7 protein-coding genes are annotated in these 8,592 nt (G+C 46.8%); 3 read left to right on the top strand and 4 right to left on the bottom strand.

Going from position 1 to position 8,592, the window contains the following annotated elements; translation table 11 throughout:
• Positions 1–265: 265 nt before the first annotated feature.
• The 3 genes from Q7J27_12485 to ruvX all read right to left on the bottom strand — a co-directional run bounded on the left by Q7J27_12485 (position 266) and on the right by ruvX (position 3,271).
• Positions 266–1,486 (bottom strand): ATP-binding protein, encoded by a 1,221-nt coding sequence (locus Q7J27_12485; protein MDO9529955.1) that lies wholly within the window; start codon positions 1,484–1,486, stop codon positions 266–268.
• A gap of 247 nt (positions 1,487–1,733) precedes the next feature.
• Entirely contained in the window at positions 1,734–2,747 is a 1,014-nt protein-coding gene (mltG, locus tag Q7J27_12490; protein ID MDO9529956.1) for an endolytic transglycosylase MltG, read from the bottom strand.
• 95 nt (positions 2,748–2,842) lie between these two features.
• The gene (gene ruvX / locus Q7J27_12495; protein MDO9529957.1) at positions 2,843–3,271 is read right to left on the bottom strand and encodes a Holliday junction resolvase RuvX; all 429 of its coding nucleotides are present in this window, start codon (positions 3,269–3,271) and stop codon (positions 2,843–2,845) included.
• Between the two features lie 138 nt (positions 3,272–3,409).
• Here ruvX and selB point away from each other — a divergent pair, with 138 nt between their 5' ends.
• The 3 genes from selB to Q7J27_12510 are packed head-to-tail and all read left to right on the top strand — an operon-like array spanning position 3,410 to position 7,045.
• Positions 3,410–5,329 carry a selenocysteine-specific translation elongation factor gene (selB, locus tag Q7J27_12500; GenBank protein ID MDO9529958.1) on the top strand — a complete coding sequence of 640 codons (1,920 nt, stop codon included), beginning with the start codon at positions 3,410–3,412 and terminating at the stop codon, positions 5,327–5,329.
• Entirely contained in the window at positions 5,326–6,087 is a 762-nt protein-coding gene (gene fdhD / locus Q7J27_12505) for a formate dehydrogenase accessory sulfurtransferase FdhD (GenBank protein ID MDO9529959.1), read from the top strand. Before selB ends, fdhD begins: the two co-directional genes overlap by 4 nt.
• A 13-nt stretch (positions 6,088–6,100) precedes the next feature.
• Positions 6,101–7,045, top strand: a complete 945-nt coding sequence (locus Q7J27_12510) for an HD domain-containing protein (protein MDO9529960.1) — start codon at positions 6,101–6,103, stop codon at positions 7,043–7,045.
• 410 nt (positions 7,046–7,455) lie between these two features.
• On the opposite strand, the gene Q7J27_12515 is transcribed toward Q7J27_12510, so the two are convergent.
• On the bottom strand, positions 7,456–8,592 hold a 1,137-nt coding region (locus tag Q7J27_12515; GenBank protein MDO9529961.1), incomplete at its 5' end, for an ISNCY family transposase.

The following is an 8,592-nucleotide window of genomic DNA, read 5'->3' on the forward strand; positions in this document are numbered from 1 at the left end:
GTCTTGTGGAAGCCCATTGTATGTTGCGCCAGTCCTCAATGAGGTAAAACCACCGACTGGAGAGCCGGATGCGGGAAATCCGCAAGTCCGGTTCGGAGGGAGGGGCGATACAAACCAATGTATCGTTCCTACCCCTATCAAAATTGTGCATATTTCGACTTTTTACGAACTTGTCAATCTTTGGTTTAATTTATTTACTTACTTACGGACGTTCCGTTTTTCTCCCCGTTTTTCTCCTGTTCCGCTTGTCAGACAGATTGTAAACTTACGGCAAGTGAGAAAGCCATTGATATGCCGGAGCAACCAGAATAGAGTAGTTGCCATTCGATAGGATTCTGTATCCATCGCCTTCATTATTGAGTTGTACCGCCGGTATGCCGAGGGCACGCTGGAATTTTTTCAGCGTAGTTGATGGTTGTGTCTCGGTAAGCTTGGCCTCTATGAGAAGAATTGGATCTCCCTCGTTGGCAATCAGAAAATCCACTTCCTGCTTCTCTTTGTTTTTTATGAAGTGGAGCGAAAATCGACCGTACCCCATGTCATTCCAGGATGAAATCGCACGCCATAACTCCAGGGCCACCATGTTTTCAAACCGGGCTGCCGGCTCCTTTATAAGGGGAGTATCCATGATGTAGACCTTCTGTTCTTTCTGGATGGCACGCGAGATTTTTCGGGTCCACGGGGAGATGGCGAAGATGAGGAAGAATCGTTCAAATACCGTTAACCAGCTTCGGACCGAATTATAGGATACGTGCAAATCCCCGGCAAGGGAAGGAATGGATATGGGACTGCCCACCTTTGATGGCAACAGAAGATAGAGTGTTTCCAGATACCCGATAGATTTGACGCCGGTCAGATCACGAATGTCCTCACGGATTAACTGACGTGAATAGGTATTCGACCATCGACGATACGTTGCCATACGGCCTGATAGAAATGGTTCCGGAAAACCGCTCAGGGCAAAGAGCTGTTGCCATATTTCCCTGAGTTCGCCCGTCCGCTCCATAATGATATGAAGGGGATTATTCAGAAACTCATTCAGTGTAAGGTTTCTCTCTCCCCGTTCGGCAATGGTAAAAGGCCAAAGATGAAAAAGAAAATAACGGCCTGCCAGCGAGTCGCCACCTTTCTGATAGATATCGAGACGACCGCTTCCTGAAACAAGGAATTGGTAGTTTTCGTGAAATTGATCATAAACGCCTTTGAGGTAGTTTTTCCAGTTTTTGTACTTGTGGATCTCATCTAACACAATGAAGGGATTTGATGAATCTTTACGCTCGACGGCTTCGAAGAAAAACGGGTCTTCGATGAGTTGTTTTCGGCATGTTGGAATATCCCAGTCGAAGTATAGGTTGTTTGGATAGGAGCGTGCAATTATTTGTGCAAGCGTTGTTTTCCCCGACTGGCGCGGTCCTGCGAGAAAAATCATGCTCTTATCTGCGGCAAGCTCTTCCCACATTTTTACATAGAGTGTTCTACTTTCCATGACGACTATTATTCACAGTAATGAAAGATAGTCAAGACTATTTTTCATTATCATAATAATATAGGTGTTTTTTGTTTGCCCTTAGGAATGGGGGAAGAGGGGGGCTGGTCTTTTGCCGTTCGGGCGTTGACGAGAAAATGCTACCGTCGTGTCAATCAAGAAATGTCATTTCGATCGCAGGGAGAAATCTAAGATTTCTCAGTCGTGATAGACTCCTTCGAAATGACAGAGTATCGTTGACATGATGCTAACGTCTTCTTCTTTTAATCTGATATTTTTGGACGGCATTGTTGTGGGAGGTGAGGTCGGATGAAAAGTGGTGTGAGCCGTTGTTTTTCGATACGAAATAGAGATAGTCAACAGATGCGGGATAGAGGACGGCAAGCAAGGATTCCATGCCGGGATTTGAAATCGGGCCGGGCGGCAATCCGTCTATCTGGTATGTGTTGTACGGTGTCTTCTCCCTCAGATGCTTCCTTTTTATGTTTCCGTCAAAATCTTTGATTCCGTAGATGACCGTCGGATCGCTCTGGAGCTTTATTCCCTTTTTTAATCTGTTGCGGAAGACAGCGGCTATCAATGCCCTCTCTTCATTTGGCCCGCCTTCTTTTTCGACAATAGATGCCAGGGTAACAAATTCTCCGGTGGTAAATCCGAGCTCTTTTGCCCGTTGTATCATATACGGTGTAACCTTCTGCCTGAACCGGCTCACCATATGTTTAATGATTTTTTTGGCGTCCATCAACCTGGTAAGTATGTAAGTATCCGGAAACAGATATCCTTCAACGCTACTGCCCTGTATTCCGAGGGATGACACGAACTCGGGGTCTGAGGATATTTTAATAAACTTTTCCTCATTGACGAGCCCTATGGCAGCTAGGCGGGCAGCTATCTGGGATATATTAAAGCCTTCAGGAATGATCACATAATATCCCTTAATTTTGCCCTTTATGAATTTATTGATGATATCTGCCGGAGACATAGAACTGTTCAGTTCGTATTCCCCGGCTCTGATATGTGTCGGAGCGTCTTTTAGTCTTGCCAGCAGATAAAAAGACCTTTTGTGTTTTATTAAATCTTCCTTCTCAAGAATGGCGGTAACATCAGAAAAGCTGGCCCCTTTGGGGATTTCTATCGTAACGGATCTATTCAGGTTGTCTACGGGGGTTTCTGCATAATTTGAAAAGATTGCATAGAGAACAAAGGGGATTATTATACAGGTGACAGCTATAAAAAGTTTGTTTTCGTTTATGAATTTCATGGTGTTAGAAAATAGGTAAATGGTCAAAGGTGAAGGGTGAAAAGTAGGGTGGCATTTTATATGCCACCATTTGCGGTCGGGTATAAAACCCGACCCTACAATTCTTTAGCCCTTGACCTCAGATGATCGAGATATCTCTCGAGAATAAAACAGGCAGCGAGCTTATCGATAACTTTTTTCCTCTTTTTCCTGCTCATATTCGCTTCGATCAGTATCTCTTCCGCATCCTTCGTTGAAAGGGTTTCATCCCACTTAATTACAGGAAGCGAAAATTTTGATTCAAGGATTTTGGCGAATTTGGAGACCTTTTCACACTCAATTCCCTCTGTTCCGTCTAACCTTTTCGGGAACCCAATGACTATTTTTTCAACGCTATACTCTCTTATAAATTTTGATATCTCCTCAATGTCGCTTTTGAGGGATTTTCTTTCAATCGTGGTGATGCCCTGAGCGGTTAATCCCAGCTCATCGCATATTGCCACGCCTATCCTTTTACTGCCGTGGTCAAGACTGAGTATTCTCATAACCACGTGGTATTACCATGGCGGCGGACTATTGGCAATATCTTTCTCTTGCCGGTTTTTCCTGTTGTGTATGTGTGGGGATTTTGCTATCGTCCGATAAGTTAGGAAATCGGGGATATTGAGTGGGGTTGTTCGCGTATGAAACATATAATCCTGGGTACCGCCGGACACATTGATCACGGGAAAACGGCGCTTATTAAGGCTATCACCGGTGTAAATACGGACAGGCTGAAGGAGGAGAAGGAGAGGGGAATTACGATCGAGCTCGGTTTTGCAGCGCATACGCTGGAAAGCGGGCAGAGACTCGGAATCGTAGACGTTCCGGGCCATGAAAAGTTTGTGAAAAACATGGTTGCCGGAGCCGGCGGAATAGATCTGGTTGTCCTCGTCATAGCGGCGGATGCGGGAGTAATGCCCCAGACGAGGGAGCATCTCGATATATGCACGCTTCTCGGAATAAAAAACGGCCTCGTTGCCCTCACCAAGATTGATCTTGTTGACGGGGAATGGATTGATCTCGTCACGGATGATGTCCGGGAGTTCCTGGAAGGAACATTTATGGAGGCGTCTCCTATTATGCCTCTTTCGTCTGTTACCGGTGAAGGCCTTCCGGAATTTCTTTCCGTATTGGAGGAGATGGCCTCTGAAATCCCCGCACGCGCTGATACAGATCTTTTCAGACTCCCGGTTGACAGGGTATTTACCATGAAGGGGTTCGGGACGGTGATAACGGGGACTCTGGTGTCGGGGCGGGTGAATGTGGGAGAGACGGTTGAGATATTGCCCAGGCGAGTGACGGCAAAGATCAGGGGAATTCAGGTTCATAATGACAGTGTAACGGTAGCCGAAGCCGGTCAGAGAACAGCGATAAATCTCCAGGGTGTCGAAAAATCGCAGATACAGAGGGGGAATATCCTTGCCCATCCGGGCACCTATGTGCCGTCAAACCGGTTTGATATCCTCTTCAGATATCTATCCGGTCCTGACAAAAAATTGAAGAACAGGACGCTCGTGAGGTTTCACTCGGGAACCAGTGAAACAATCTCGAGGATCATTCTCATCGGAAAGGATGAGATGGAGCCGGGGGAGATCGGTTATGCCCAGGTTGTCCTTGCTTCTCCAACGGTTGCAATGGCGGGAGACAGGTTTGTTATGAGGAGCTATTCCCCTGTCAGGACGATCGGAGGCGGGGAAATCCTTGATCCTCTTCCCCAAAAACACAAGCGATTTTCTGACAGTATAATGAATGATTTTAATGTACTGCGTGACGACACCGATCCGGAAAGAGTCAGTGTCATCCTGAATCGCGCCGGCCTTGCCGGCATCTCGTCTCAGGAGCTTATATTGAGGACGGGTATCAAATTGAATGACCTGAACAAAATTCTTGAAGAGATGTTTTCAAAGAGGGAGGCGGTTCTTCTGAACAGGGGTGAACTGAGGGTGGTCTCTTCTTCCGTTTACGGAACGCTTCGGGAGAAAATTCTTTCGGAAATAGAAAAATACCACGAGAAATTTCCCCTGAAAGAAGGATTTTCAAAGGAAGAGCTCAGGACAACGCTCGGCCCTCTCGTCGATCCGGGATTTTTCAATATTGTCATCAAGAACCTGGCAAAGGACGGGAATGTCGTTATAGACAGAGAAAATGTCAGGATTTCAGGGTATACCGTTAACCTGAAAGGCGACCTGGAGGAACTGAGGAAAGAGATCGAGAAGCTCTATCTCGAGTTAAAACTCACACCGCCGTCTACCAAAGAAGCAGTAGAGAAGTTTGCGGACAGAAGAGACAAGGCCAGGAATATCCTTAAAGTTATGCTAAACGAAGGAGTGCTTGTAAAGGTGAGTGAGGAGATGTATTTTCACAAAGATGTGCTCGGCAGTCTCAGGGAAGATTATAGGGCATTTCTTTTGAAGGAGGGAGAGTCTACGCCTGCGAGTTTCAGAGATATGACAGGCCTGTCTCGAAAATTCACCATACCGCTTATGGAATATTTCGATGCAACGAAGCTCACCATAAGGGTGGGTGATCACCGGGTGCTGAGGGAACGGAAGGAAAGATGACGATCGAGCAGTTTGATATTCGAATGTATGACGGTGAAAAACTCTCAAGCGAGGTTTCCGACATCATAAGGGAGATTCCCGTTGAAATCATTCTCAATGATAAGAGGGTTGTCAGTATAGCCTGTACGGGGATTCATTTGAAAGAGCTGGCGGTGGGATTTCTCAGATCGGAAGGGATGATTGAATCACTGGAGGATATAGAAGAAATAGCCGTTTCCGATGAAAAGGGAAGGGTACGTATCTCTACTCAAAAAGTAGACGAACCTTTTATTCCAATGAAAACAATTGCTTCCAGCGGCTCCCGGGGAAATAGAATGGATGAATTTTCAATGAGGGTGCTGGAGTCAGATATTACCATTTCGCCGGATCATGTCTTGAAATTGATGAAAGGTCTTCTTGAATCATCAGAACTCCACAGCGCAACTCATGGAACCCACTGTTCCGCACTGGCCGATGGAGACGGGATTCTCGTTTCAAGGGAAGATATAGGGAGGCACAACACCGTCGATATGCTCGGAGGATATTCGCTTCTTGAGGGTATCGATTGTTCCGATAAGATCATCGTAACGACAGGCCGTGTCTCCTCGGAGATTGTAACCAAAGTATGGAAAATGGGCATACCGGTAATAATATCCCATTCGGCCCCGACCTCAAGGGCGATTACCTTATCAGAAAATGCGGGAATCACGGTCATAGGATATGTGAGAGGCGGGAAGATGAGAGTCTATTCGCATGAGGGAAGGGTGATAGTTAAATAAGGAGGCTATCTTTGTGAAGAATATCTATATAAAGGATATAGACGTCGGGGACAAGGTAAACGACACCTTTCTCGTCGTGGAGAAGAATATGGCTGTTTCCCAGAAAGGTTCGCCCTACCTTAATCTTAGACTCAGAGACAAAACAGGTGAAATAGAGGGGAGGGTATGGGAAAACGCCGTTGCATTGAACAAACTTTTCGGCAAGGGAGACGTTGTTGATATCAAATCCCGGGCGGTAAGTTACAGAAACTCGATTCAGCTTTCTATTGTAGGTGTAAAGAAGGTCGACAGTGACGAAGTGGATCTGGACGACTTTTTGTCCGCCTCCGCACTTGACATTGACAAGATGTTCGAAGACCTGATGGAGTTTGTCGAAAAGGTTGAAACTCCATGTCTGAAAGAATTGCTGTATGAATTTTTCAAAGATGAAGATATAGCCGCTCGATTTAAAAAGGCCCCGGCAGCCAAGGGACTCCATCATTGTTATATCGGTGGTCTTCTGGAACACACCCTTTCGGTAACACGCTTGATCGATATGGTCGCAGACCACTATGAAGGCGTTAACAGGGATATTCTCATTACCGGCAGTATTCTTCATGATATCGGCAAAATCCATGAACTGTCCTTCGACAGGATGATCGACTATACCAGTGAGGGAAGGCTCATAGGGCATATCGTGATCGGTGTAGAGATGCTGGATGTCAGGATAGCCAACATAGAAGATTTCCCGGAACAGCTTGCCATGGAGCTGAAACACACAATGCTTAGTCATCATGGGATACTTGAATACGGGTCTCCAAAGCGTCCCAAAACTCTGGAAGCGCTCATAATACACTATATGGATGATCTTGATGCCAAAATGAACGCCTTTCAGGAGTTTATGGAGAACTCCGATGACGATTCGGACTGGACACCTTTCCACAGATTGTTTGAAAGGTTTATCTATAAGGGAAAGTGACAGGGGTCGTAAATATATTGTAGGTTGAGTTGAGCTTGCGAAACCCAACACTCTGATTGACTGTTTTCCATATTTTGCGAACACCGAAAGTTCTATTAGGGATAGCACTATTCTGCCTTTTCGCTATTATCGGGATCTTACCCCATTGTATTGGCCATATTTAAATTGAGTCTTTGATTCTGTTGAGGGTTTCCCGAAAACTGTACCAGTTACGCGGTTAGTTTTCCAGCCTCTTCCTGTAAATGTCAAGAAATCTATCCCCGGCGCTCTGCCCAAAATATTGTATGTTGTCAACAAATAGAATTGTCCGGTTTTGTAGCAAATGAATTGTCCGCTTTTTGTTGTCCAGGGAGAGCCATGAAACAGGGAGTCATAGGAGGTGTTCCCGGGACAGGTGGCGAGCGGCGGATTTACGCTGCCTTCCCTTTTTTTGCCTCCTCCAGATTTCCTTGTGCATCATAATCGGTCAACTTTCTCGGGCCGTGGAAAACAGCCAATGAGCCGTCCGTATACCGATGGACACACACTTTGACCCTGACGTAATGACATCGATACCGGTCCGCGGGGATTTGCAGTATTTTCCCCTCAAAGCTGACACAATTATCTGCAGTTACGGTACGCTGATACTGCTCGCACAGGATGTCGTCAAGGTTTGATCCACCCCAGGGTACAAAGGCAGTACCTTCTTCGGCGGCGGGCTGCATGAACTCGGTGTTGTACGCCGGTTGATAGACCTCGGTCAGATACCGGTTGGCCGCTTCCATCGTAGTGATTCCATGCAGGGCCAGTTCTTTGGGAAGCCGACCCTGATGCGTACCAAAGGCCCGCTCACTCCTCCCCCGTGCTTGCGGAGAATAGGCAGCAATCATCTCGATCCCTATCTGCTTCATGGCACGCCCAAACTGCGTGAGCTGCCCCTTACTTACCCTTCCACCAGTCTCAGGCGTGTACCAGTAATGACTCCCACGATCGGTGTAGAATGAGCTGAATAAGCCCCTTTGAAGGATCGTGTCCCGCACTCCCTGAAAGCTGCTGGCTGTGCCTTCCTCCTGGATAAAGAACATACTGTAGTGTTCGTTTGTCGCGTCATCCATTGTCACGATCAGATCCCACTTCTTCCCCGGTACCCACTCATGAGTGCTGCCGTCCTGATGCACAATCATCCCCGGCAAAGGGGAAGGATCACGGCGTTTCCGGTGTGTACCTTTCCTGGCAGCCTTGGAAACTAAACCTCTCGACTGAAGCGTGTTCTTGACCCAGGTGTAGCTCCTCTGCCCCCCATCACGCCGATACCATGAATGAAAATGTTGCACGTTCCAGCCCCGGTAACGACCCTTATACTGCTCAGCAAGTGCTACAACTTCATCCACGGGAGCTCGACGTGATGATGCCTGTGTTAAGCGCTTGTCCAATAATCCTTCTATACCGCTTTCCTCATAACGATCAATGTAACGCCGAAATGTCCGTGTGCATACTCCCAATATCCGAGCTGCTTCTTCCTGGTTCAATCGACCTTCTGTCCATACACCATAAGCCTCTTCAAATCG

It is taken from the genome of Syntrophales bacterium (genome assembly GCA_030655775.1).
In the GTDB taxonomy this organism is placed as follows: Bacteria; Desulfobacterota; Syntrophia; order Syntrophales; family JADFWA01; genus JAUSPI01.